The organism is Polaribacter gochangensis (genome assembly GCF_046224025.1).
Lineage (GTDB): Bacteria > Bacteroidota > Bacteroidia > Flavobacteriales > Flavobacteriaceae > Polaribacter > Polaribacter gochangensis.
The window spans coordinates 265,341-288,292 of sequence record NZ_JBJXRF010000002.1 but is presented as its reverse complement, the minus strand read 5'-3'; the positions used below and the strand labels follow the sequence as shown (position 1 = coordinate 288,292).

The following is a 22,952-nucleotide window of genomic DNA, read 5'->3' as shown; positions in this document are numbered from 1 at the left end:
GTTTGCAAAATGCAAACCCTTTTTTATTAAATATTGTTTAAAAAAACTACTCTTTATCAGCAGCTTTTTTTGCTTCTTTCTTTAATTTCATATTTTCCCAAATTGTACCACCAATCCAGTAAGGAACAACAAATGTCAATAAGAAAATTAACAACCAAAAACCAGCTGTAAAAATAAACATGAATAATAAAAATCCTGAGAATTCTGAAAAATCTAACATTTGTGTTTCTTTAAAATAATTAATACCACAAAAATAATATATATTTTCAATTTACACTAATTATTAAAAATTATTTTAAACACGTATTTTTTCTTTTTGTTGATAACTGATTGTGATACTTTTAGTAATTTTGTAGTAGCAAAAAACAACACAAAAAATGAAATACAGAATAGAAAAAGACACTATGGGGCAAGTAAACGTTCCTGCTGATAAATATTGGGGAGCACAGACAGAACGCTCTAGAAACAACTTTAAAATTGGTCCTTCAGCTTCTATGCCGTTAGAAATTGTTTACGGTTTTGCTTATTTAAAAAAAGCTGCTGCCTACACTAATTGTGATTTAGGAGTTTTAACATCAGAAAAAAGAGATTTAATTGCTCAGGTTTGTGATGAAATTTTAGAAGGAAAACACGACGATCAATTTCCATTAGTTATTTGGCAAACTGGTTCTGGAACGCAATCAAACATGAATTGTAATGAGGTTATTGCAAATAGAGCGCATGAAATTGCAGGAGAAATTATAGGTGAAGGTGAAAAAACCATTCAACCAAATGATGATGTAAATAAGTCACAATCATCAAACGACACATTTCCTACAGGAATGCATATTGCAGCGTATAAAAAAATCATGGAAGTTACCATCCCTGGAGTTGAACAATTACGTAACACTTTAAAAGCAAAAGCAGAAGCATTTAAAGATGTTGTAAAAATTGGAAGAACTCATTTAATGGATGCTACTCCACTTACCCTAGGTCAAGAATTTTCTGGTTATGTTGCACAATTAAACTACGGATTAAAAGCACTAAACAATACCTTAGAACATTTATCTGAATTAGCTTTGGGAGGAACAGCGGTTGGAACAGGATTAAACACCCCTAAAGGATACGATGTTTTAGTTGCAAAATATATTGCTGATTTTACTGGACTGCCTTTTATAACAGCAGAAAATAAATTTGAAGCATTAGCTGCTCATGATGCTTTTATAGAAACTCATGGAGCGTTAAAACAATTAGCTGTTTCATTAAATAAGATTGCTAACGATATTCGAATGATGGCCTCTGGACCTCGATCTGGAATTGGGGAAATTATGATTCCTGCAAACGAACCTGGAAGTTCAATTATGCCAGGAAAAGTGAATCCAACACAAGCAGAAGCATTAACTATGGTTTGTGCTCAAGTAATGGGTAATGATGTTGCTGTGACAATTGGCGGTACTCAAGGTCATTATGAATTAAATGTTTTTAAACCTATGATGGCTGCTAACGTTTTACAATCTGCACAATTAATTGGTGATGCTTGTAAATCTTTTGATGAAAACTGTGCAGCTGGAATTGAGCCAAATCAAGTGAGAATTACTGAATTATTAAACAATTCGTTGATGTTAGTTACGGCATTAAATACTAAGATTGGTTATTATAAAGCTGCAGAAATTGCAAATACAGCACATGCAAACGGAACTACATTAAAAGAGGAAGCTGTACGTTTAGGGTATGTTACTCCAGAGCAATACGACGAATGGGTTAAACCAGCAGAAATGATTGGAAACTTAAAGTAATTCTAGTTCTATTTAAAATAAAAAAAGACCATTTAGAAATGGTCTTTTTTTATTTTCCTTAAGTTCTAGGCTTTACTAAATTAATTATTTTAGTTAAGAAGCTAACTTTCTCCTCTTCTTCATGATACCCATTACCGTATTTCCCGTAACCGTAACCATAACCGTATCCATAACCGTATCCATAACCGTAACCATATTTTCCTTGAGATGAAAAATCATTTAACACATAACTAATGTTAGACACTTCTTTATTTTTGTACTTATCATCAATCATTTTCATCATTCCTTTTTCAGAATAATTTTGACGAATGGCATAAATAATAGCATCAGAATATTTAAATAATTCTAATGCATCAGAAACTAAACCAATTGGAGGTGTATCAATAATTACATAGTCATATTTATCTTGTAAATACTTTATTAATTCATCCGTTTTTTCGTTAATAAGTAATTCTGAAGGGTTTGGCGGAATTGGCCCTGATAAAATTAAATCTAAATTTGGAACATGAGTTTTATTAATAACTTCTTCAATACTACTCTGACCAATTAAATAATTTACGACTCCACTTTCATTTCCTAAATCAAAATCTGGAAATATTTTTGGCTTTCTTAAATCCAACCCAACTAAAACTGTTTTCTTACCACTCAATGCAAATACAGAAGCCATATTAATCGAGATCATTGTTTTACCTTCTCCGCTTACAGAAGAAGTAAGTAGTAAAGTTTTTGATTTTGAATTTTTATTATTTGTGTTAAACAAAAATTGAATGTTTGACCTTAATGCTCTAAAAGATTCTGCAACAGAAGATTTTGGTCTTTCAAAAACCGCTAAATTATTTCTCCAATCGTTTCTACCAACAACGCCAAGTACAGGTATAGCATAAGCGCTTTCAATTTCTTCTACGGTATGAATTTTATTATCTAAAATTTCAACAATAATAATATAGAAAAGGGGCAATATGATACTTATTGACAATGCCAATAAATAATTAAAACTTGAAATGGGATAGATGGGAGCGTTTCCTAAATCTTTTGCGGTATCTATTATTTTCACATCCGAAACATTTGCTGCAATGGCAGTTCCTGCTTCGTAACTTTTTTGTTTTAAATAGTTATAATTAGCTTCAGACATTTCGTAACTTCTTTCAAAAGCTATTAAACCTTGCTCTTTTTGAGGCAACGTTTTTTGCTTATTTAAAGTTATAGACTGTCTTTTATTAATTTTTTTCAAATCATTACTGAGCGTTTCTCGTAAGCTTCTAATGTTTTCAATAAGGATGTTTTTTGTAGTTTCAATATCATTGTCTAATGCAATAATATCTGGATGGTTGTCTGTTATTTGACCCCTTAACTTTTCTCTTACCGTAGCTTTGCTAATTAACTCTCCAATTTCTTGTGGAATTTTACCGTCAGCAATTTGTACAATCGCAGGAACAGGAATATCATTAAACCTCTTGTGCGTAATAAGGTAGTTTCTTAAACTGTCTAATGATTCTATATTATCTGTTACTCTTCTTTTCTCTTGATCAATTATTGTGATTTCTTCTAAAATTTTAGTGCCTTGAGCTGATAGATTATAAATATTATTTTTTGTTTTAAACCTACTTAATGCCTTACCTAAAATCTTTAAACTGTCAGATTCTTTATCAAATAAATTATCAATATATTTTTTGGTGTTTTCTGCGTAGGCTATTTTTGCTCCTTTTTTATCTTTCTCTAGAACTTTAACCGACATGTTTAAATAATCTACAATTCTATTCTTATTTGCTCCATTTAGTTTTAGTTCTAAAATAGAGGCACCATCCGTTAAGTCTGAAACCCTTATACCTCTATAGCGACTAACAGTACTATCAAAATTATTAAATTTTATATAGTAAAAATCTCCCTCTGAAATTTCGTCAACAGAATTAATTGTAAAATTTAAAAAAGGAGTACTTATTTTTTCTCCATAATAATATTCTTTTGAAAAACTTTTTTCATCCGATGAATAAGTACTTATAATATTTCCGGTACCTGCTTTTATCATATCACTTGAGTAAGCAACTAACAGGTCATTACCTTCTTCATTAAAATCAAATGAAATTTTAAACTTATCTTTATTAACCGTTTCTATTCTAATGAATTTATTGTAGATCTGAGGCTTATCTAAATCAATCGCCACTTTAAAAGGCGTACTACCATAAACATCTTCTTTTCTATACCTTCCTTCTTTTAGGTAATCAATATAAAATTGCAAAGTATCTACTACCTTTTCATTATGAGTTCTTGAAGTAAGAATTACTTTTACAGTACCAACAGCATTGCTTTCTCCACCCCAATTAAAGGCGATATTTGTTCCTGTTGAAAATAGTGGATTATTTTCCTCTTTAACACTTATTGTTGTGCTTAGGCTATATACTCTTTCTTTATAGCCATTCATGAATTTAGCAACTATTAATCCTATCACAATCGTAACAACAAATAATTTCCAATAGGCTAAAACTTTAAAAATATAAAGTTTTACATCAATCGAGTTTTGCTGTTGATTATTATCATATGAAGTTTTATTACCCATAAATTTTATAAATTTCTAACTAATAAAATAGTAGATGTAACTAAAGTAAAAATTGATACTAACGTCGTTAATGACTGTAAACCTGTTGTTCCTGTTCCCCAAGATTTTTGTTTTAGTGGTAAAACATTAATATAATCATTGGGTTGAATATAAAAAACTTCAGAATCAAAAGTAGTCGCTTTTGTTAAATCTAAAACATATTTTTTTCTTCCATTAATAGTACTTCTCCAAACTTCAACTTTCTTTTTATTTCCTGTAATCGTAATATCTCCAGAATTAGAAATAGCGTCTAAAATGCTAACTCTATTCTGATAAATAACTTTTGGACCTGGATCTACAATTTCACCGATCACCGTATATTTAATTCCAGATAGGTTTACAGTAACGAAAAAGCTCTCTTTATCTGTTAGGTATTTTAAAAGTTCCTCTTCTAATCTTAATCGAACTTCTTTTGTGGTAAAACCTAATACATTTACCTCACCTATTACAGGTAATCTAATATTTCCATGTCTATCAACTCTGTAACCTGATTGATTAATTGACCCACTTTCAAAACCTCCATTGGTGTTATTTGATTGATTTACAAAGGTTGATTTTTTAAAAAGCTCAACATATTTATCATCTTTTGCTTTGACATCAATCGACAATACATCATCAACTTGAAGTCTATATGGCTCATTGTTTAACTTGTATACATTTTTTTTAGTTATTGGTTCTCCTTGCAAATAAATTAAATCTTTATTTGGCACACATGAAACAAAAAATATTACTGAGAGTACTACGAAAAATCGTTTAAGCATAGAATAAAATATATTTACCACTCAAAAATATAATTTTTATATCGCTCTTCCTATATTTTTCCTTTAATTTTGCTATTATTTCTATGCAAAAAGTTTTTTCTTACATAAAGCACTTGATCAAATCTACAAATCAACACGGAATTCATTCTCCATTTGTCTATGATTTAACCACAAAGTGTTTTTATCAAAAAACTATTTTATCAAAAAAAAATACACTTAAACTCTACAGAAAAAAACTTTTATCAAATAGAGAAAATATTGAAGTAACAGATTTCGGGGCTGGTTCTAAAGTTTTTAAAAGTAATTTAAGACCTATTCGTAAAATTGCTATATATGCTGGGATAAGCTCTAAAAGCGCTAATTTATTATGTAATATTTCAGAGTATTTTAAGCCGAAAACTGTTATAGAAATTGGAACTTCTCTTGGAATTGGAACTGCAGCAATACATGTTGGAAACCCTATCGCTAAAATTACAACTCTTGAAGGGTGTAATAATACTGCAAGAGTTGCGCAAAAACAATTCGATCATTTTTCTTTTAAAAATATTGATATAATTACAGGTGAGTTTAGCAAAACCTTACCAACATTACCATTTAGCAACTTATTAGACATGGTTTATTTTGATGGAAACCATCAAAAAAAACCAACATTAGATTATTTTCATCATTGTCTTCAGTTTATACATAATGAAAGCTTTTTTATTTTTGACGATATCCATTGGAGTAAAGAAATGGAAGATGCATGGGAAGAAATAAAAAAACATCCAAAAGTAAAAGTTACCATAGATACTTTTCAATGGGGAATTGTATTTTTTAGAAAAGAACAAGAGAAAGAGCATTTTATAATTAGAGTTTAAATAGTTAATTCGTACTTTTATCTAATGAAAATTTACACTAAAACTGGCGATAAAGGAACAACCGCATTATTTGGCGGAACACGAGTTCCGAAGCATCATTTAAGAATAGAATCTTACGGAACTGTAGATGAATTAAATTCATATATTGGTTTAGTTAGAGATCAAAATATTGATACAAACGCAATCGGTTCTTTAATTAGAGTTCAAAACGAATTGTTTACACTTGGCTCTATGTTGGCAACTCCGCCAGAAAAAGAAATCTTAAAAAGCGGTAAAGAACGATTGAATATTCCGAAAATCACTTCAGAAAACGTTGCTTTATTAGAGCAAGAAATTGATTCGATGAATCTAGAACTACCCACAATGACCCATTTTATTTTGCCTGGAGGAAATCAAACCGTGTCATTCTGTCACATTGCCAGATGTATTTGCCGTAGAACGGAAAGATTAGTAACTGCCTTAAACGAAAACGAAACCGTTAATCCTGCAATTTTAGAATATTTAAACCGACTTTCTGACTACCTGTTTGTATTGGCACGAAAGTTGTCTAAAGACTTATCAGTTAAGGAAACTCCGTGGATTCCTGAAAAAGAAAATTAAGTTCTTTTATTTTATTGACAGATTTATCAAAAAAAACTTGGTTTTCTGAATAAAAAAATTATTTTTGCAGAAAATTAAACTCTACTAAAAATGTATTGGACACTAGAATTAGCATCTTATTTAGCAGATGCACCTTGGCCAGCAACGAAGGATGAATTGATAGATTACGCTATTAGAACAGGGGCGCCATTAGAAGTTGCAGAAAACTTACAAGAAATTGAAGATGAAGGTGATGCTTACGATTCTATTATAGAAATTTGGCCAGACTATCCGACCGAAGAAGATTACCTTTGGAACGAAGATGAATATTAACAAAAATTTACATCAAAAAAGTCTCAATCGAGGCTTTTTTTTTGTTTACATTTAACATTAAATTGTAATTGCTGTCAATAAATATCAACTTATTTATTATCAACTAATTATAAATCAACATTCAATTCATAAAATTGAATTTTAAATAGAACACATACAATGAGCTTATTAAACTCGGTCTTAAAAATATTTGTTGGAGACAAACAACAAAAAGATTTAAAATTACTACAACCAATCGTTGAAAAAACAAATGCTTTTGCAGAAGTAATTGGCAATTTATCAAACGACGAATTAAGGGCAAAATCTGATGAATTTAAAGCCAAAATAAAAGACGCAACTAACGCCTTTGAAACTAAAATTTCTGAATTAGAACAAGAAGCTTTATCCGCAGATATAGACAGACAAGAAGCCATATATGCTGAAATTGACACTTTAAAAGATCAAACGTATGAAGCATCTGAAGCTGTGCTTCAAGAAATAATGCCAGAGGCTTTTGCTGTTATGAAAGAAACTGCAAAAAGATTTACAAACAATACTGAAATTGAAGTTACCGCTACTCCTTTTGACAGAGAACTTTCTGCAATCAAAGAAAACGTAACTTTAAAAGGAGATAAATCTATTTGGTCAACTACTTGGGATGCATCTGGACAAAAAATTACTTGGGACATGATTCATTATGATGTTCAATTAATTGGTGGTTCTGTATTACACCAAGGAAAAATTGCAGAAATGATGACTGGAGAAGGAAAAACCTTGGTTTCTACCTTGCCAGTTTACTTAAATGCATTAACCGGAAAAGGAGTTCATGTTGTTACTGTTAATGATTATTTAGCAAAACGTGATGCTGCTTGGATGGGACCAATTTTAGAGTTTCACGGATTAAGTATAGATTGTATTGATGTGCATCAACCAAATTCTGATGCGCGTAGAAAAGCATACAACGCAGATATAACTTACGGAACAAATAACGAATTCGGATTTGATTACTTGCGTGATAATATGGCGCATACAAAAGAAGAATTGGTGCAAAGAGCTCCAAATTATGCAATTATTGATGAAGTAGATTCCGTTTTAATTGATGATGCTCGTACACCTTTAATTATCTCTGGTGCTGTTCCTCAAGGAGACCGACACGAGTTTAACGAACTAAAACCTTTAGTTGCTGATATTGTTACACTTCAAAAACAATACTTAGTAGGTGTTCTCGCTGAGGCAAAAAAATTAATCGCTGAAGGAAACACCAAAGAAGGTGGTTTTTTATTGTTAAGAGTTTATCGTGGAATACCGAAGAACAAAGCGTTAATCAAATTTTTATCGCAAGAAGGAATTAAACAAATTCTTCAAAAAACAGAAAACATTTACATGGCAGACAATAACAAATTGATGCCAGAAGTAGATGAAGAATTGTATTATGTTATTGAAGAAAAAAACAACTCAATCGATTTATCAGACAAAGGAATTATTCATTTATCAGGAAAAACAAGTGATGAGAACTTTTTTGTATTGCCAGATATTGGTGTGAAAATTGGAGAAATTGATGAAAGTGAAAAATCTGCCGAAGAAAAAGCAAAAATAAAAGAAGAATTATACAGAGATTTTAGCATCAAAAGTGAGCGTATTCACACCATGAATCAATTGTTAAAAGCATATTCTTTATTTGAAAAAGACACAGAATATGTAGTAATTGACAATAAAGTAATGATTGTTGATGAGCAAACGGGTCGTATTATGGACGGTCGTCGTTATTCTGACGGATTGCATCAAGCCATTGAAGCAAAAGAAAATGTAAAAATTGAAGACGCAACACAAACTTTTGCAACTGTAACTTTACAAAATTACTTTAGAATGTACCGTAAGCTTTCTGGTATGACAGGAACTGCGATTACAGAAGCTGGTGAGCTTTGGGAAATTTACAAATTAGATGTTGTAGAAATCCCAACAAATAAACCCATCCAAAGAGATGATAAAGAAGATTTAGTATATAAAACAACAAGAGAAAAGTACAATGCTGTTATTGAAGATGTTGTTAAACTAGTTGAACAAGGAAGACCTGTTTTAGTGGGTACAACTTCTGTTGAAATTTCTGAATTATTGGGTAGAATGTTAAAAATGCGTGGAATTGACCACAATATTTTAAATGCAAAACTACACAAAAAAGAAGCAGACATTGTTGCAGAAGCTGGTAAACCAGGACAAGTAACAATTGCAACAAACATGGCTGGTCGTGGTACAGATATTAAACTTACCGAAGAAGTAAAAAAAGCTGGTGGTTTAGCAATTGTTGGTACAGAAAGACATGATTCTCGTAGAGTTGACAGACAATTACGTGGTAGAGCTGGTCGTCAAGGAGATGTTGGTTCGACTCAATTTTATGTTGCTTTAGATGATAATTTGATGCGTATTTTTGGTTCTGATAGAATTGCAAAAATGATGGATAGAATGGGATTAAAAGAAGGTGAAGTAATTCAGCATTCTATGATTACAAAATCTATTGAAAGAGCACAGAAAAAAGTAGAAGAAAACAACTTTGGTATTCGTAAACGTTTGTTAGAATATGACGATATTATGAATGCACAACGTGAGTTTGTATACAAACGTAGAAGACATGCTTTAGACGGAGATCGTTTAAAAATTGATATTGTAAACATGATTTACGATACCTGTCAAGCTATTGTTAGTCAAAACAAACCATTAAAAGATTTTAAAAACTTTGAGTTTGAATTGATTCGTTTTTCTTCAATGACTTCTCCATTTTCGGAAGAAGAATTTGAATCTATGGACGAACAAGCTTTGATTGATACATTGTATGAAACTATTTATGCACATTATCAAGACAGAATTGCTAAAAATGCGGTAGCTGCTTTTCCTGTTATTAAAGATGTGTATGAAAACGAAGGCGATAAATATGAGCGAATTGTAGTTCCGTTTTCTGATGGCGTAAAAAGTTTACAAGTTGTAACCAACTTACAAAAAGCATACGAATCTGAAGGAAAAGAGTTAGTTAAGGATTTTGAAAAAAATATTACACTTGCTATAATCGACGAGAATTGGAAAACGCATTTACGTAAAATGGACGAATTAAAAAGTTCTGTTCAGAATGCATCGTACGAGCAAAAAGATCCGTTATTAGTTTATAAATTTGAAGCGTTTGAATTGTTTAAGCAAATGATTGACGACGTAAATAAAGAAGTTTTATCCTTCTTGTTTAAAGGAGAAATTCCGAATCAAGGAAGTATTTCTGAAGCGCGTCAACAAAAAAGAGAACGTTTAAATGTGAGTAAAGCTGATGTTCAAAATAGTACAGAACAAGCTATCAATAATTCTAGACAACAACAAAACGAACCCATTGAAACCGTTGTTAGAGAACAACCAAAAATTGGAAGAAACGAACGTGTTACCATTAAAAATGTAATGAGCGGAGAAGAAAAAGAAGTAAAATACAAACAAGCCATTCCTTTAATTGAAAAAGGAGAATGGGTTTTAGTAAAACAATAAAATGAAAAAAGCAATTCCATATATTTACATTCTAGTCGGAATCAGTTTTCTTGCTAAAGGATTTTATGCCATTTTTAATGAGCAAGAAATATATTATTTGATTTTCTCTTTAAAAACGGAAAGTAAATCTGTTTATATTTTATTTAACTTGTTTTTTGGTGGATTGATTTTGTACAGCGGAATTGGAAGACTGAAAAGATTTAAAAAGTAATTTTTTCTATAAAAACTCAATGAAGCCGATGTATTTACATCGGCTTTTTTAATGCTTAAAAATATTTTATATCTTTAAGGAAAATAAAATATTATGAAAAAAATTGCTACACTACTTTTGTTCTTTATTTCTTTGTCTGTTTTAGCGCAAGTAAATCATCCGTTATTAAACAAATTTCAAAAAGAATACAATGCTTTAGAATTTAAAATGAAAACTGATGTAGAAGACTTAAATTACACTACAACAAAAAAGATGAATCAGTTATCTTATGATGTAAAAACAGAATTAAATGAACTGCAAGCTAAATATGGTTCAAACAGTTTAAAACTGATGATTTATCAAAATAAGTACGAAAGAGAAACTGTAAAAGTTAAAAACAAATACGAGGTTAAGATTGCAAAAATTCAAGGAGAACATCAAATGGCAATGTCTAAAATTCAATATGAATTTGAAACCGAAAAAAATAAACTCATGCTGAAATATCAAATAGGAAAATAAAAAAACGCCGATGCAAATGCATCGGCGTTTTTATTGTAATTATCCTTAAACATCTTACATATTCTTAAAATCTGTATTCATTTTTAAATAATCTAAAAACTCTTGTTTGGTTTCTTTATTTTTAAACTTTCCGCCAAATTCAGCTGTTACCGTACTACTTTCAATGTCTTTTATTCCTCGAGAATTTACACACAAATGTTTTGCGTCAATTACACAAGCAACATCATCGGTTCCTAGAGCTTCTTGCATCGCTTGTACAACTTGCATTGTTAAACGTTCTTGAACTTGTGGTCTTTTTGCAAAGTATTCCACAATTCTGTTCATTTTTGACAAACCAATTACTTTTCCGTCAGAAATATAGGCAACATGCGCTCTACCAATAATTGGCAATAAATGATGCTCGCAAGTAGAATACACAACGATATTCTTCTCGACCAACATTTCTCCGTAATTGTAATTGTTTTCGAAGGTTGATGCCTTTGGTTTATTTGCTGGATCTAATCCCATAAACAATTCGTTTACAAAGGCTTTTGCAACTCTTTTCGGAGTTCCTTGCAAACTATCGTCTGTTAAATCCATTCCTAAAGTTTGTAAAATATCTTTTACACTTTCTTGAATTCTATTGATTTTTTCTTCGTTAGAAATAGCAAACGCATCGTCTCGTAATGGCGTTTTTGCCGATGTACCAACGTGGTTCTCTCCTATTTCTTCAACCCTTTCGTCATTCATTTTGCTGTTCACTTCAAACATTTCTTTCTGTATTAGTTTGCAAATTTACGTGTTTGCAACGTATTATATTCGTTTCTCTATAAATTAAAACTATGAATCTATCATTATTTTTATGAGTTCAGTTTTTCTACCAATTCTGAAATTGAACAAGTTGTTTGTTCTCCAGAACTCATATTTTTTAACGTGAATTCATTTTTTTCTACTTCTTGTGATCCTACAATTACGACAAACTCAATTTCGCGTTTGTTGGCGTAATTCATTTGTTTTTTCATTTTTGCATTGTCTGGATACAATTCCGATTTGATGTTATTTTTTCTCAATTCTGCTATTGCTTTCATCGAAAATAAGGCTTCTACTTCTCCAAAATTGACAAACAATACTTTTGGTTTTGGCAATTCAACCGTTTTAAACAACCCTATTTCTTCTAACACCAAATAAATTCTGTCCAATCCAAATGAAATTCCGACTCCAGAAACATTTGGCATTCCAAAGATTCCTGTTAAATCGTCATACCTTCCTCCGCCGCCAATCGAGCCCATTTTTACTTCTTTCGGTGCAGCAACTTCAAAAATTGCTCCGGTGTAATAATTCAATCCTCTTGCCAACGTAACATCAACTTCTAATGTTGCAGATTGCAATCCTAATTCTGCAATAGAATTGCACACAAAACGCAACTCTTGAACGCCTTTCATTCCTTCTTCAGAAGTTTGTAACATCGCTTCCAATGAACTTATTTTAGCTGTATTTGAGCCAGAAAAATCAAACAACGGACTCACTTTTTCAATCGCGTTTTCTGTAATTCCTTTGGATAGCATTTCTTTGACAACGCCATCTTTTCCGATTTTATCTAACTTATCTAACGCAACTGTAAAATCAATTAATTTATCTTTTGCTCCAATCACTTCTGCAATTCCAGATAATATTTTTCTGTTATTGATTTTGATAGTCGTTCCATATAAGTTTAACTTACTAAAAACAGTATCGTACAACTGAATAAACTCAACTTCTTGCCATAATGATTTGCTCCCAACAACATCTGCATCACATTGATAAAACTCTCTAAAACGTCCTTTTTGCGGACGATCGGCTCTCCAAACTGGCTGAATTTGATAGCGTTTAAACGGAAATGTTATGTCGTTTTGGTGTTGTACAACATAACGCGCAAAAGGCACAGTTAAATCGTAACGCAATGCTTTTTCTGAAATTTGTGAAGTTAACTTTGTACTGTTCTTTTCTAACAATAATTTTTCATCAGCTTTATTTAAATAATCTCCAGAATTTAGAATTTTAAAAATCAAACGATCTCCTTCTTCTCCGTATTTTCCCATCAAGGTAGAAGAGTTTTCAAAACTCGGAGTTTCAATAGGTTGAAATCCGAAGGTTTCAAAAGCAGCTTTTATCGTATTAAAAATATAATTACGATTGGCTATTTCTGTTGGCGAAAAATCTCTTGTTCCTTTTGGGATGCTTGGTTTCATATAAATCAGTGTTCAGTTATCAGTAATCATTAACCAATTATTATTGTTCATTGATAAATGTTAATTGTTAATTGTCGCGGCAAATATCGTGAAAAAGTTATAATTTTTTGGGAGTTGTAAAGGTTTTATTTCTGCGTCTTAAACTATAAATACTTGCGTTCAATTCGAATCCTAATAATAAGATAATGGCGTTTAGCCACACAAATAACATCAATATTAATAAGGTTCCGATTGAGCCGTATAACTCGTTGTATTTAGAAAATTCGGTTACATAAATGCTGAATAAATAGAATGTAAAAATAGATAATACCGTTGTAAATATGGCTCCTGGTGAGAAGAAACTAGAGTATTTCCCAGATTTTGTTCCGAAATGATACAGCATAGAAATTATGGTAAAAATCATAAAAACAAACAAGATTCCTGTTCCAAATTTCAGCCAAAAATCACTTACTATAAAATTTTCTGTGTTTAGTTTTTTCAATCCTATCCCATAAAAAATAGATAATGCCACGGTGAGCATTAAAAATAATGTCATTACAATAGAAACTCCTAAGGATATAAAATAAGCTCTAACAACATTTCGAACTTCTTTTACGTGATACGAATATTCAAATCCGCCAAAAATAGCATTCACACCATTAGTCATTAAAAAGATAGACGCAATAAAACCAAATGACAATAATCCGTTATTTTGATTTAAAATAATATCGTCTAAAATGGGTTTTACAGCACCAAATGTTTCAGGAGGCAAAGCGTCTTTTATAAACTCCATTAACGCGTCTTGAAAACCATCAATAGGAATGTAATTGATTAATGTTAATATGAAAAGTAGAAACGGAAAAACTGCCATGAAAAAGCTATATGCAATTCCTCCAGCACGTGTTGTTAAAGCGCCTCTAACAATTCCTATAACATACATTTCTAGTACGTCGTACAAAGACATTCCTTCTAAACCCGGAACTTTTATCTTTTTACCAAAACGCACCAAAATATTAATAATGGGAATTTGCTCTAGTTTATCTTCTATTTCTTTTGTCATTTGTTAGTTACTGAGTTGCAAAGTTTTTAAAAAAGGTTCAAAGGTTAAAAATAGGTTCAGAGTTGCAAAGGTTCAAAGTTAAAATAGTTGCAAAGGTTCAAAGTTAGTTTTTTCTTGATTTAATAGTTCTTATAAAACTTGATAACATTCTTTCTATTTCTCTTGATAATTCATACAAACAATCAAATTTATCTTTTTTAATATATTCTAAATTATAAGCAATTTCTAATTGAGTTTGTAACTCAAATAATGAAGCCATTGCAATATTTAAAAAACGAAGATAATCTTTCATTCCTTCTCTACCATAACCTTCAGAAATATTACTCGGAATTGAAACTGCACTTCTTCTGATTTGAGAAGTTAATCCAAAGTTTTCGTCTTTTGGAAATAATTTAGATACTTTATAAATTTCCGTAACAAAATTCATTGATTTTTGCCACACTAATAAATCTCTAAACGTTTTCATCTCTTTTTTTATTTAAACAAGGTACAAAGGTTCAAAGTTAAACGTAGTTGCAAAGGTTTGCATTACACTAAATTTCTTGTTTCATTTTTCATTGTAACTCTGCAACTTTGAACCTCTGCAACTTTGAGCCTTTACCTCTTTGCAACTTTGTCACTCAATCACAACTCCATACTTCATCAACAACCCAACAATATTTTCTTTAGAAAACTTCGCTCCTTTTAAACGATTATTTTCTGGGTCGATATAAAAATTATTTGAAGTGATAAAATTAGCTTTTTCTAAATTGGTTTGCGTAAAAATTGCGTTTTTTAATTCGCAACCTTCGAACAAAACCATATTTAAATCCGATTCAGTAAAATCTACAGCGTCTAAATTACACTCTTTAAATGATGTTTTCGGAATCTTTAATTGATAAAACGAAGAGAAATTTAACTGACAAGCATTAAAACTTAGCTGTAATAAAAACGAATCGCATTCATTAAATTTTATGCCAATCATTTTACATCTTATAAACTGAACATCTTTAAAAGCGGTGTGTTTTACAACAGTATTGCTAAAATTACAATCTATAAACTCACATTCTACAAACTGAATATTAGAAGCATGTACATTTTCGAAATTACAATTTGAAAATGTACAATTGTCATATTCTCCTTTTTTGATATTAGTTTTTGTAAAATCAACTTTTGTGAAGTTTTCGCTATCGAAGTAATTGTCTATCATTTATTTTTTTGAAAGTGGCAAAGTTTAAAATAGTTACAAAGGCGCAAAGTTAAAAGTAGTTGCAAAGTTTTACTTACTTTTTATCCTTGTTACTCTTTCACTTTGAGCCTTTGAACCTTTGCAACTCAATTAAACAGCTTTTAAACTTAAATCCATATTATAAACCGAGTGTGTTAATGCACCAGAAGAAATAAAATCTACACCACATTCTGCATATTTTCTGATGGTTTCTTCGTTAATTCCGCCTGAAGATTCTGTTAAACATTTATCGCCGATTAGCTCAACTGCTTTACGGGTGTCTTCATAATTAAAGTTGTCGATTAAAATTCTATAAACGCCGCCGCATTCTAGAATTTCTTGAATTTCTTCTAAGTTTCTTGATTCTACAATAATTTTTATATCAATATTATTTTTTGATAAATATGCTTTTGTTTTGCTGATTGCCGCTGTAATTCCGCCAGCAAAATCGATGTGATTGTCTTTAATCATAATCATATCATACAATGCAAAACGATGATTTTCTCCGCCACCAATTTTAACCGCCCATTTTTCGATGGCTCTAATTCCTGGTGTAGTTTTTCTAGTGTCTAAAACTTTTGTTTTTGTTCCTTCTAATAAATCAGCAAAAAAACGTGTTTTTGTAGCAATTGCACTCATGCGTTGCATAGAGTTCAATACCAAACGCTCTGCTTTTAAAATAGATTGCGAACGGCCAGAAACGTAAAAAACGATGTCGCCAAATTTTACTTTTTCTCCGTCGTTTATCAACGTTTCAATTTGTAAATCTGCATCAACTTGTTTAAAAATCATTTTTGCAAATTCGACTCCGGCAATGATTCCGTCTTCTTTAACCAATAATTTTGCTTTGCCTTTTGCATCCTCAGGAATACAAGAAAGTGATGTATGATCTCCTTCTCCAACATCTTCTCGAATGGCGTTGGTTATAATGATTTTTAATTCTGTTTCAAATTGTTGTTGTGATATCATAAAATGGTTTTGTGGTGTAAAAATAGGAATGATTTTCAACTTTTTGTCAGTTCGAGTGAATTTATGAGTGAAAAACGAATAAATTTGTATCGAGAACAATTTAATGTGAGACTTCTCGATACAATTTTCTCATAAAATCGAAAATCACTCGAAGTGACAATATAAAAAATATGAAAATCAAACTTCTTGCCATTGGAAAAACGGATGATAAAAATTTGCTTCAATTAATTGAAGTGTATCAAAAACGTTTGCAACATTATATCAAATTTGAATTAGAAATAATTCCTGATATTAAAAATGTAAAGAACTTAAGTGAAATTCAGCAAAAAGAAAAAGAAGGCGAATTGATTTTAAACAAGTTGCAAAACACCGATCAATTGATTTTGTTAGATGACAAAGGAAAACAGTTTACTTCTATTGAATTTTCTCAGTATTTACAGAAGAAAATGAATGCAGGAATCAAACAGTTGGTGTTGGTCATTGGCGGACCTTATGGTTTTTCTGATGCCGTTTATAAAAAAGCAAGTGGAAAAATATCATTATCTAAAATGACATTTTCCCACCAAATGATTCGCTTATTTATTGTAGAACAAATCTATAGAGGCTATACTATTTTAAAGAATGAGCCCTATCATCATGAGTAATTTTAAGCACTTTTTTTAATTGCAGAAGCAACTTTATAAATCAAGATAATTTCTAAAATCTCTACAACTATTAAAGTAAAGGCTCCTATTGGCGCTAATAATATTGTAAAAAAACAAACTCCAGTTACAATTTCTGCAATTCCTGTGTAGTTTGCAATATCTCCTAATTGATTTTTCAATCTTAAATTTGCAACTCCAAAAAATATGCTTAAAACTCCGAATGTTAATAATATCGATGCTCTAAATAAACCTATAAAATCTTCAAAAACAAACAACGTTGTTATATCTGAAATAGTTGAAAATAGCGTTAACGCAATTAATAAAATTGAAATAATTTGAAGCAAATAATTTTTATACAAAGAACCTGCAATTACAAATCCTCTTATTAAGAAATAGAAAGAAACTAAAACTATTAATTTTAGTACAATATAAAAGGTGTTGTAAAATACAATATTATCAAAATAATCTTTCAAAAACTCTATTGAAAACTCAATAAAACCAAGTATAAAATAAACAATTCCAAAAATCCAAGCTGTATTTAGTTGCTTGTAAATTTTATTAGGATTGATTCCTAAAAGTGTATCAAATTTTCCTGGAGCATACTCGTCTTCAATAACATCCTCATAGTTACAACCTAGCACTTCTAAAATTGCTTTTATGGTATAACTTCTAGGAGAAACGTCTCCGGCTTCAATTCGTTGAATTGTTCGAACATTGATATTGCATTGTTCTACCAATTCTTCTTGGGTAAATCCTTTTTGCTTACGAAGCTCTAAAATCTTCTTTCCTAATTCTGGTTGTTTCATTACAAGTATATTTTTAATTTCCATGCAATGTTAGTTTACCAAATTAAGTTTACAAATTTTTTGAATCATTTTTAACCCGACATTTAAACGACAAATCAATAAAATCAACGCATTCAGATATTTTTTTAATAAAATTAAAAAAAATAAATTCTACAAAAAACAACCTTAATTTTACTTATTGATTTCGAAATTTTAGAATTATAATTCCCTATTGCGAATATAACTTAATTTCTTTTCACAGAATTTAGGTTTGTTTACATTTGCATTTAATTACACGAAGTCTATGAAAATTGTTTTCGCTACAAATAACCTTAATAAACTTGCCGAAGTTCAAAAAATGTTACCAGATTCAATTGAATTATTGAGTTTAAGTGATATCAATTGCTTTGATGAAATTGAAGAAACTGAAACAACTTTAGAAGGAAACGCAAAGCTAAAAGCAAATTATATTACAGAAAAATTTGGCTACAATTGTTTTGCTGATGATACAGGTTTAGAAGTTGAAAGTTTAAATGGAGAGCCTGGAGTTTTTTCTGCAAGATATGCTGGGTCAGAAAATAGTTCTAAAAAAAACATGCAAAAATTATTGTCGGAATTAGAAAACAAATCAAACAGAAAAGCACAATTTAGAACTGCAATAGCGTTAAATTTAAATAATGAACAATTTTTATTTGAAGGAATTTGCAAAGGCGAAATTTTAACCGAAAAACAAGGAGAAAAAGGTTTTGGTTATGATCCTGTTTTTAAACCAAACGGATTTAACAATTCTTTTGCAGAAATGACATCCGAAGAAAAAAACAGCATTTCTCATCGAGGAAATGCAGTACAAAAATTAGTGCGTTTTTTAATAAAAAATAAAACCTAAATTTGTCTCCTCGAGCAGAGTCGAGAGGTTTTAATCTTGATTAGATCTCGACTCCGCTTGAGGAGATATTTCTCTTTTTATGAACAACAAAACATATACAAAACAGTTTATTTTACTACTAATTTTAGTAGTTGTATTATGTTTTTTAAATATTAGTTTTGGTTCGGTTTCTATACCTTTTAAAGATATTTTTGCCATTTTTTTAGGTGATGAAAGTATTAGAGAAGAATGGGCTACAATAATTTTAAACTTTAGATTGCCAAAAGCAATTACAGCAATTTTAGTCGGTTCTGGATTATCAATAAGTGGTTTGTTGATGCAAACATTATTTAGAAATCCGTTAGCTGGACCGTTTGTTTTAGGAATTTCTTCTGGAGCAAGTTTAGGTGTTGCATTGCTTATCTTAGGTTCTTCATTTTTTGGTGGATTTCTATTTTTACAACCTACCAATTGGTCAATTGCAATTGCATCGAGTTTAGGTTCTTTTTTAGTGTTATCCGCCGTTATTTTAGCAGCAAATAAAGTACGGAATACCATGTCTATTTTAATTATCGGATTGATGTTTGGAAGCTTTACTGCTGCAATCATTAGCGTTTTATCTTACTTTAGTGAAGCAGAACAAATTCAACAATATGTATTTTGGAGTTTTGGAAGTTTAGGGAATTTGTCTTGGGATGAATTAACGATTTTTATCATAATTTATCTTATTGGTTTTGCAGGAGTTTTTGCAATTATAAAACCGTTGAACAGTTTTTTATTAGGAGAAAAATATGCAAAAAGTTTAGGAATTAACATCAAACAAAGTAGAATTATTATTTTGGTAATTACAAGTTTGTTAACTGGAGTTATTACCGCTTTTTCTGGTCCAATTGCTTTTATAGGGTTGGCGGTTCCGCATATTGCAAAATTAATTTTTACTACATCGAATCATAAAATATTAATTCCGGCTACTGCAATTACAGGCGCAATCGTTTTGTTAATTTGCGATATTATTGCACAATTACCTACGCTAGAATATACGCTTCCAATCAATGCAATTACTTCGTTATTTGGGGCGCCAGTTGTAATTTGGTTGTTAATCAGAAAGAAAAAAATATACGTTTAATTGAATACTTCTAAGAAACATATCGTTTTAGAAACCAAAAATTTAACCATTGGTTATCAGCAGAAAAAAGCAAAAAAAATAATTGCTTCTGATGTTAATTTAGCCATTGAAAAAGGGAAATTTATTGCCTTATTAGGAAAAAACGGAATCGGAAAATCGACTTTATTAAGAACCGTTTCTAAAGTTCAAAATCAATTAGCTGGAGACGTTTTTTTAAATGATAAAAATCTAAATGAATTTAGCAATAAAGAATTGGCGACAAACTTAAGTTTGGTGTTAACAGAACGATTGCCCGAAAGTCAATTAACTGTTTTCGAATTGATTGCACTTGGAAGACAACCCTATACAAATTGGATTGATACGTTGTCAAAAATAGACATTGAAAAGATAAATGTTGCTATTCAACTTACCGAAGTGGAACATTTAAAAGACCATCGATTTTATGAATTGAGCGACGGACAATTACAACGTGTTTTAATAGCAAGAGCTTTAGCGCAAGACACAGATGTTATCATTTTAGACGAACCAACTGCGCATTTAGACATGCATCATACGTATAAAATATTTCAGCTTTTAAAGAACTTAGTAGTAACAACTCAGAAAACAATTTTAATTTCTACACATCAAATTAATTTAGCGATTGACATTGTTGATGAATTAATTATTATGAGTTCAAAAGATGTGTTTTCTGGAAAAACAGAAGATCTAATTGAGCAAAATAAACTCGAAAATTTATTTCCAAAAGAAATCTTGAGTTTTAATAAAAGATTACGCCAATTCACCATCAGTAAAGACAATTAATTTTTTATATTTGAAGTGAATACCTATAAAAAATAACAAATAAAATCAATCCAAACTATAACAATTACCAAATGAAAAAATTAATTCTCTCTGCTAGCATTATTGCTTTATTGGTTTCATGTAGCACCAGTAAAAATGCATCTATAGATCCTAATATAGATTATGCAGAAAAATACGCAGCAACAATTACAGAAAAAGATTTAGCAAAACATTTATTTATTTACGCTTCTGATGAATTTGAAGGCAGAGAAACCGGAGAACTAGGACAGAAAAAAGCAGCAGCATATTTAAAGAAGTTTTATGTAGAACAAGGTATTGCATCTCCCTTGGGTGGTGATGATTATTACCAAAAAGTACCAGCTTCTTTTTTAAATAGCGGAAGAGCAAGAGGTTTAAAAGATTCTGAAAATGTGGTTGCATTTATTAAAGGTTCTGAGAAACCTGACGAAATAATTGTTATTTCTGCACATTTAGATCACGAAGGAATAAAAGGGGGTAAAATTTATAATGGTGCAGATGATGATGGATCTGGAACGGTTGCTGTATTAGAAATTGCAGAAGCATTTCAAAAGGCAGTAAAAGACGGAAAAAGACCAAAGCGTTCTGTGTTATTTTTACACGTAACTGGAGAAGAAAAAGGATTATTAGGTTCAAAATTTTATGTTGAAAATCCCATTTTTCCGATTGCAAACACGGTTGTTAATTTAAACATAGACATGGTTGGTAGAATTGACGATAGACATAAAGACAATCCTAACTTTGTGTATTTAATTGGTGCTGATAAATTAAGTACAGAATTGCATGATTTATCTGAAGCAATGAATGCTAAATACACTAACATTTCTTTAGATTACAAATACAATGATGAAAATGATCCGAATCGTTTTTACTACAGATCAGATCATTATAATTTTGCAAAATACAATGTGCCAATCATCTTTTATTTTAATGGTACACACGAAGATTATCACCAACACACAGATACGCCAGACAAAATTAATTACGATTTGTTAGAAAATAGATCTCGTTTGGTTTTCCATACAGCTTGGGAAATTGCCAACAGAGAAAACAGATTAATTGTTGATAATGCAACTGAAGTAAAAGAATAATCTTCTTTTTAAGATATTTAAAAACCTCGCTATTTGCGAGGTTTTTGTTTTTTAATTACTTCTATACTGATTTTTAATAAAAAAATAACTATACTAATGCATGATTTTAAAAAGTAGCTCTTTTAAGATATCCGCTTGCGGCATTCCGTTGGCACCAACACCTTTACTTTTTACATCGGCCTCTCTTAGCAAGCCAATAATTTGAGATACTTTTCGCATCGGATAATTTTTAGCTGCAGTCACATAATCTCCAACAAAATATGGATTTACACCTAAACCTTTAGCAACACTCATTTTGTCTTTAGATTTTAAGCCGTGATATTGTAATACTTGCGTAAAAAAACTATTCAACAAAGAAATAGTCATCACAATTGGATTGTTCTTTGGGTTTTCTGCAAAATAATTGATGATTCTATTTGCTTTTACAATCTGCTTCTCTCCTACTGCTTTTCTCAATTCAAAATTATTAAAATCTTTAGAAATCCCTATATTTTCTTCGATATGTTGCGGTGTAATGATTGACTCTTTTGGTAAAATAGTTATTAGCTTTTCAAGCTCGTTGTTGATTTTACTCAAATCAGTTCCTAAAAACTCTACCAACATTAACGCCGCTTTTGGTTCAATTTTATAATTCCGACCGTTTAAAACTCTACGAATCCAATCAGAAACTTGATTGTCGTATAATTTTTTACTTTCAAAAATAACACCCGCTTTTTCAATTGCTTTGTATAATTTTTTACGTTTGTCTAACTTTTTGTACTTGTAATTGATGACCAAAACGGTAGTTGGTTGAATATTTTCTACATAAGAAACCAACTTTTCTATCGATCTACTTAAATCTTGTGCTTCTTTAACAATAATAACTTGCTTTTCTGCCATCATCGGATAGCGTTTCGCAGAAGATGCTATTTCTTCTATAGAAACATCTCTACCGTACATGACAACTTGATTAAAACCTTTTTCGGCTTCATCCAACACGGTAGCTTCTATTAAATCGGAAATTCTATCAATATAATATGCTTCTTCACCCATTAAAAAATAAATAGGTTTTACATTTCCGTTTTTAATATCGCTTACAATAGAATTTATTTCGTTCAT

General features: G+C 30.6%; 23 protein-coding genes. 12 read left to right on the top strand and 11 right to left on the bottom strand.

From position 1 onward, the window contains the following. Window positions 1–46: 46 nt before the first annotated feature. Window positions 47–220, bottom strand: a complete 174-nt coding sequence (locus ACEWL1_RS06635) for a hypothetical protein (RefSeq protein WP_409232509.1) — start codon at window positions 218–220, stop codon at window positions 47–49. Between the two features lie 157 nt (window positions 221–377). Between ACEWL1_RS06635 and fumC the strand changes: the two genes are divergently transcribed. Then, window positions 378–1,775, top strand: a complete 1,398-nt coding sequence (fumC, locus tag ACEWL1_RS06630) for a class II fumarate hydratase (RefSeq protein ID WP_409232508.1) — start codon at window positions 378–380, stop codon at window positions 1,773–1,775. Between the two features lie 58 nt (window positions 1,776–1,833). On the opposite strand, the gene ACEWL1_RS06625 is transcribed toward fumC, so the two are convergent. Beyond that, window positions 1,834–4,329: a polysaccharide biosynthesis tyrosine autokinase gene (locus ACEWL1_RS06625; protein WP_409232507.1), complete on the bottom strand. Its 2,496-nt coding sequence runs from the start codon at window positions 4,327–4,329 to the stop codon at window positions 1,834–1,836. 5 nt (window positions 4,330–4,334) lie between these two features. Continuing rightward, window positions 4,335–5,054: a polysaccharide biosynthesis/export family protein gene (locus ACEWL1_RS06620; protein WP_409232506.1), complete on the bottom strand. Its 720-nt coding sequence runs from the start codon at window positions 5,052–5,054 to the stop codon at window positions 4,335–4,337. 188 nt (window positions 5,055–5,242) lie between these two features. Here ACEWL1_RS06620 and ACEWL1_RS06615 point away from each other — a divergent pair, with 188 nt between their 5' ends. The 6 genes from ACEWL1_RS06615 (at window position 5,243) to ACEWL1_RS06590 (ending at window position 11,102) form a co-directional block, all read left to right on the top strand. Beyond that, entirely contained in the window at window positions 5,243–5,986 is a 744-nt protein-coding gene (locus ACEWL1_RS06615; RefSeq protein ID WP_409232505.1) for an O-methyltransferase, read from the top strand. 24 nt (window positions 5,987–6,010) lie between these two features. After that, window positions 6,011–6,586: a cob(I)yrinic acid a,c-diamide adenosyltransferase gene (locus ACEWL1_RS06610; RefSeq protein WP_409232504.1), complete on the top strand. Its 576-nt coding sequence runs from the start codon at window positions 6,011–6,013 to the stop codon at window positions 6,584–6,586. Window positions 6,587–6,676: 90 nt separating this feature from the next. Next, complete coding sequence (locus tag ACEWL1_RS06605; RefSeq protein WP_347174497.1) at window positions 6,677–6,898, top strand: DUF2795 domain-containing protein; 222 nt, start codon at window positions 6,677–6,679, stop codon at window positions 6,896–6,898. 159 nt (window positions 6,899–7,057) lie between these two features. Then, complete coding sequence (gene secA / locus ACEWL1_RS06600; protein ID WP_409232503.1) at window positions 7,058–10,393, top strand: preprotein translocase subunit SecA; 3,336 nt, start codon at window positions 7,058–7,060, stop codon at window positions 10,391–10,393. Between the two features lies 1 nt (window position 10,394). Then, complete coding sequence (locus ACEWL1_RS06595) at window positions 10,395–10,604, top strand: hypothetical protein (RefSeq protein WP_409232502.1); 210 nt, start codon at window positions 10,395–10,397, stop codon at window positions 10,602–10,604. 93 nt (window positions 10,605–10,697) lie between these two features. Next, entirely contained in the window at window positions 10,698–11,102 is a 405-nt protein-coding gene (locus ACEWL1_RS06590) for a hypothetical protein (RefSeq protein ID WP_409232501.1), read from the top strand. 54 nt (window positions 11,103–11,156) lie between these two features. On the opposite strand, the gene folE is transcribed toward ACEWL1_RS06590, so the two are convergent. From folE to nadC, 6 genes are all read right to left on the bottom strand, one after another. Beyond that, a complete protein-coding gene (gene folE, locus ACEWL1_RS06585) occupies window positions 11,157–11,852 on the bottom strand; it encodes a GTP cyclohydrolase I FolE (RefSeq protein WP_409232500.1) in 696 nt (231 codons plus the stop codon). 89 nt (window positions 11,853–11,941) lie between these two features. After that, on the bottom strand, window positions 11,942–13,309 hold the full coding sequence (gene hisS, locus ACEWL1_RS06580) for a histidine--tRNA ligase (protein ID WP_409232499.1): 1,368 nt from the start codon (window positions 13,307–13,309) through the stop codon (window positions 11,942–11,944). Window positions 13,310–13,406: 97 nt separating this feature from the next. Beyond that, the gene (locus ACEWL1_RS06575) at window positions 13,407–14,348 is read right to left on the bottom strand and encodes a YihY/virulence factor BrkB family protein (RefSeq protein ID WP_409232498.1); all 942 of its coding nucleotides are present in this window, start codon (window positions 14,346–14,348) and stop codon (window positions 13,407–13,409) included. Between the two features lie 103 nt (window positions 14,349–14,451). After that, entirely contained in the window at window positions 14,452–14,814 is a 363-nt protein-coding gene (locus ACEWL1_RS06570; RefSeq protein WP_409232497.1) for a four helix bundle protein, read from the bottom strand. 150 nt (window positions 14,815–14,964) lie between these two features. After that, on the bottom strand, window positions 14,965–15,537 hold the full coding sequence (locus ACEWL1_RS06565; RefSeq protein WP_409232496.1) for a pentapeptide repeat-containing protein: 573 nt from the start codon (window positions 15,535–15,537) through the stop codon (window positions 14,965–14,967). Between the two features lie 129 nt (window positions 15,538–15,666). Continuing rightward, on the bottom strand, window positions 15,667–16,524 hold the full coding sequence (gene nadC, locus ACEWL1_RS06560; protein ID WP_409232495.1) for a carboxylating nicotinate-nucleotide diphosphorylase: 858 nt from the start codon (window positions 16,522–16,524) through the stop codon (window positions 15,667–15,669). 170 nt (window positions 16,525–16,694) lie between these two features. Between nadC and rlmH the strand changes: the two genes are divergently transcribed. Continuing rightward, entirely contained in the window at window positions 16,695–17,168 is a 474-nt protein-coding gene (gene rlmH / locus ACEWL1_RS06555) for a 23S rRNA (pseudouridine(1915)-N(3))-methyltransferase RlmH (RefSeq protein WP_409232494.1), read from the top strand. 2 nt (window positions 17,169–17,170) lie between these two features. On the opposite strand, the gene ACEWL1_RS06550 is transcribed toward rlmH, so the two are convergent. Continuing rightward, complete coding sequence (locus ACEWL1_RS06550) at window positions 17,171–17,974, bottom strand: helix-turn-helix domain-containing protein (protein ID WP_409232493.1); 804 nt, start codon at window positions 17,972–17,974, stop codon at window positions 17,171–17,173. Window positions 17,975–18,257: 283 nt separating this feature from the next. Between ACEWL1_RS06550 and ACEWL1_RS06545 the strand changes: the two genes are divergently transcribed. The 4 genes from ACEWL1_RS06545 (at window position 18,258) to ACEWL1_RS06530 (ending at window position 21,854) form a co-directional block, all read left to right on the top strand. After that, the gene (locus tag ACEWL1_RS06545; protein ID WP_409232492.1) at window positions 18,258–18,839 is read left to right on the top strand and encodes a non-canonical purine NTP diphosphatase; all 582 of its coding nucleotides are present in this window, start codon (window positions 18,258–18,260) and stop codon (window positions 18,837–18,839) included. Window positions 18,840–18,918: 79 nt separating this feature from the next. Beyond that, the gene (locus ACEWL1_RS06540) at window positions 18,919–19,944 is read left to right on the top strand and encodes a FecCD family ABC transporter permease (protein ID WP_409232491.1); all 1,026 of its coding nucleotides are present in this window, start codon (window positions 18,919–18,921) and stop codon (window positions 19,942–19,944) included. Further along, a complete protein-coding gene (locus tag ACEWL1_RS06535; protein ID WP_409232490.1) occupies window positions 19,945–20,745 on the top strand; it encodes an ABC transporter ATP-binding protein in 801 nt (266 codons plus the stop codon). A gap of 71 nt (window positions 20,746–20,816) precedes the next feature. After that, complete coding sequence (locus ACEWL1_RS06530; protein ID WP_409232489.1) at window positions 20,817–21,854, top strand: M28 family metallopeptidase; 1,038 nt, start codon at window positions 20,817–20,819, stop codon at window positions 21,852–21,854. A 93-nt stretch (window positions 21,855–21,947) separates the two neighbouring features. On the opposite strand, the gene holA is transcribed toward ACEWL1_RS06530, so the two are convergent. Further along, complete coding sequence (gene holA, locus ACEWL1_RS06525) at window positions 21,948–22,952, bottom strand: DNA polymerase III subunit delta (protein WP_409232488.1); 1,005 nt, start codon at window positions 22,950–22,952, stop codon at window positions 21,948–21,950.

Coding starts and splice junctions, on each gene's coding strand:
- ACEWL1_RS06635 (WP_409232509.1), bottom strand. CDS start 220: ATGTTAGATTTTTCAGAATTCTCAGGATTTTTATTATTCATGTTTATT.
- ACEWL1_RS06540 (WP_409232491.1), top strand. CDS start 18,919: ATGAACAACAAAACATATACAAAACAGTTTATTTTACTACTAATTTTA.
- ACEWL1_RS06575 (WP_409232498.1), bottom strand. CDS start 14,348: ATGACAAAAGAAATAGAAGATAAACTAGAGCAAATTCCCATTATTAAT.
- ACEWL1_RS06565 (WP_409232496.1), bottom strand. CDS start 15,537: ATGATAGACAATTACTTCGATAGCGAAAACTTCACAAAAGTTGATTTT.
- ACEWL1_RS06545 (WP_409232492.1), top strand. CDS start 18,258: ATGAAAATTGTTTTCGCTACAAATAACCTTAATAAACTTGCCGAAGTT.
- nadC (WP_409232495.1), bottom strand. CDS start 16,524: ATGATATCACAACAACAATTTGAAACAGAATTAAAAATCATTATAACC.
- ACEWL1_RS06625 (WP_409232507.1), bottom strand. CDS start 4,329: ATGGGTAATAAAACTTCATATGATAATAATCAACAGCAAAACTCGATT.
- ACEWL1_RS06570 (WP_409232497.1), bottom strand. CDS start 14,814: ATGAAAACGTTTAGAGATTTATTAGTGTGGCAAAAATCAATGAATTTT.
- ACEWL1_RS06595 (WP_409232502.1), top strand. CDS start 10,395: ATGAAAAAAGCAATTCCATATATTTACATTCTAGTCGGAATCAGTTTT.
- ACEWL1_RS06590 (WP_409232501.1), top strand. CDS start 10,698: ATGAAAAAAATTGCTACACTACTTTTGTTCTTTATTTCTTTGTCTGTT.
- hisS (WP_409232499.1), bottom strand. CDS start 13,309: ATGAAACCAAGCATCCCAAAAGGAACAAGAGATTTTTCGCCAACAGAA.
- secA (WP_409232503.1), top strand. CDS start 7,058: ATGAGCTTATTAAACTCGGTCTTAAAAATATTTGTTGGAGACAAACAA.
- ACEWL1_RS06530 (WP_409232489.1), top strand. CDS start 20,817: ATGAAAAAATTAATTCTCTCTGCTAGCATTATTGCTTTATTGGTTTCA.
- ACEWL1_RS06610 (WP_409232504.1), top strand. CDS start 6,011: ATGAAAATTTACACTAAAACTGGCGATAAAGGAACAACCGCATTATTT.
- ACEWL1_RS06550 (WP_409232493.1), bottom strand. CDS start 17,974: ATGAAACAACCAGAATTAGGAAAGAAGATTTTAGAGCTTCGTAAGCAA.
- folE (WP_409232500.1), bottom strand. CDS start 11,852: ATGTTTGAAGTGAACAGCAAAATGAATGACGAAAGGGTTGAAGAAATA.
- rlmH (WP_409232494.1), top strand. CDS start 16,695: ATGAAAATCAAACTTCTTGCCATTGGAAAAACGGATGATAAAAATTTG.
- holA (WP_409232488.1), bottom strand. CDS start 22,952: ATGAACGAAATAAATTCTATTGTAAGCGATATTAAAAACGGAAATGTA.
- fumC (WP_409232508.1), top strand. CDS start 378: ATGAAATACAGAATAGAAAAAGACACTATGGGGCAAGTAAACGTTCCT.
- ACEWL1_RS06605 (WP_347174497.1), top strand. CDS start 6,677: ATGTATTGGACACTAGAATTAGCATCTTATTTAGCAGATGCACCTTGG.